The organism is Denitraticella aggregata (assembly GCF_048158365.1).
Taxonomy (GTDB): domain Bacteria; phylum Pseudomonadota; class Gammaproteobacteria; order Burkholderiales; family Rhodocyclaceae; genus Azoarcus_F.
In genome coordinates this window covers 1-1657 of sequence record NZ_JBLLNL010000035.1, presented here as the reverse complement: position 1 = coordinate 1657, position 1657 = coordinate 1, and the positions used below count along the sequence as shown (strand labels likewise).

Annotated in this window: 2 protein-coding genes; both read left to right on the top strand. The window is 52.9% G+C overall.

Annotated features, from left to right (window positions below; genetic code table 11):
• Positions 1-454: IS630 family transposase (locus ACKVEX_RS16510; RefSeq protein WP_473216833.1), on the top strand; the 454-nt coding region annotated here is incomplete at its 5' end.
• Between the two features lie 82 nt (positions 455-536).
• The gene (locus ACKVEX_RS16505) at positions 537-1571 is read left to right on the top strand and encodes a polysaccharide pyruvyl transferase family protein (protein WP_473216832.1); all 1035 of its coding nucleotides are present in this window, start codon (positions 537-539) and stop codon (positions 1569-1571) included.
• The last annotated feature ends 86 nt before the right edge of the window (positions 1572-1657 follow it).

Sequence of the window (1657 nt, the reverse complement as noted above, 5' to 3'; positions counted from 1 at the left end):
AACACCGATCGTCAAAGCCACGGGCGCACGCTTCAAGCTCAACCTGATCTCGGCCATCAGCCCGAAGGGGCAACTGCGTTTCATGTGCACCCAAGGCAACGTGACCGCCGATGTATTCATCGACTTTCTCAAGCGACTGATCAAGGGACGCGACAAACCGATCTTTCTCGTGGTCGATGGTCATCCCGCTCACCGCAGCACCAAGGTCGCCAGGTTCGTCGAGGAGCGCAAGGAACGGTTGCGCCTGTTTCGACTGCCGTCGTACTCGCCCGACCTCAATCCGGACGAGCACGTCTGGGCGCACCTGAAGAATCACAAGATGCGACGCAGCATCATCAAAGGCCCCGACCAGATGAAAAAGCTCGCCATTGGATTCCTTCGCTCACTGCAGAAGACTCCCGATATAGTTCGCGCATTCTTCAGTCATCCGAGCACCCAATACGTCATTGCCTAGTAATGCACGCTTACCAATGTACGTCTTAGTAACCCCAGGCCGAGTGAAGATTTCTCGGTCCGTCCCTTGTTGTAGGTTTGTTATGAACATTGTCTTGCATGCCTCTTACTTTGCACCGAACTTCGGTGACGCTCTTTTGTGGAATGCTGGTATTGATGCAGTGACATATCGGACCGGAGGGCGGATTTATTCCGTGAATCTTCCACGCCGTTTTGCATCGCATTTTGCCCATCCTGCCTTGGTGGGCAACTGGCAAGGTGGTAACGTAGATCGGTTCGCGTTCCTGGGTGGAGGTTACTTCTACCAACCCAGAGGCTCAACTTGGAAATGGGGACTACGCAATATGGTCCGGCATCGTAAAGCACTATCTGTTGCTGCTGGAGCGACCAAGGCTGGGGTTTTCGGTGTCGGCGTTGGTGTAATCGATTTCACGCCTCTTCGCTATATGATCCACAAGCAACTTCAAGCTGCTGATGTAGTTTGCGTTCGTGACCAAGAGTCGTTGCAGGCGGTATCGAATGATTACCGGCGTACGGCAAAGACCACGGTAGAATCGGACCAAGCGTTTGCTTACGTGGTGGATAGATATGCGTCGCAGTTCACTCAGATCCCTCGTCAGTTCTTGTCCTTTCACATTGAACTAGCTGGGCACAGCCAAGACGCGAGACGCGCAATCCTCGATCACGTACGTCGTACTGCAATGCAGCAAGATATGCCAGTACAACTTCTTGTTGACTGTGAAACCAGACATACGGCAGATGAGGTTGCCACCCTCCGCAGCGCTCTTGGTCCAAGGTTATCTGTTGTTACGATTTACAGAGGCAATTTGCATCAGTTTTTGGCGGCCATTGCGGCTTCCGCCAAATTGGTAACGACGAAGTTACACGTGGGAATCTGTGCTGTCGCGTTGAAAGTACCGGTACTCGCTATACCAAAGCACCCAAAGGTTGAGCGTTTCTACAACCAAGCAGGATTGGCTAGGGCCTGTCTTGCTCCCAGCGCCCTAGACTCCGATGAACGCCTAGCTACGTTTCCCCTTATCGACGACAGCGCGCACGAATTTCTTCTGGGCAGCAGTCGTCAATCGTTGAGACAGCTGAGCGATTTTGTGCTTTAAAAGCGTTAGCTCGGCGTGAACGAGACGCAGGATGAGCGTTGTTGAAAGCATTTGGTCTTTCCGTCGGCGCTACCGTACTCCCCAGA

Coding starts and splice junctions, on each gene's coding strand:
- ACKVEX_RS16505 (WP_473216832.1), top strand. CDS start 537: ATGAACATTGTCTTGCATGCCTCTTACTTTGCACCGAACTTCGGTGAC.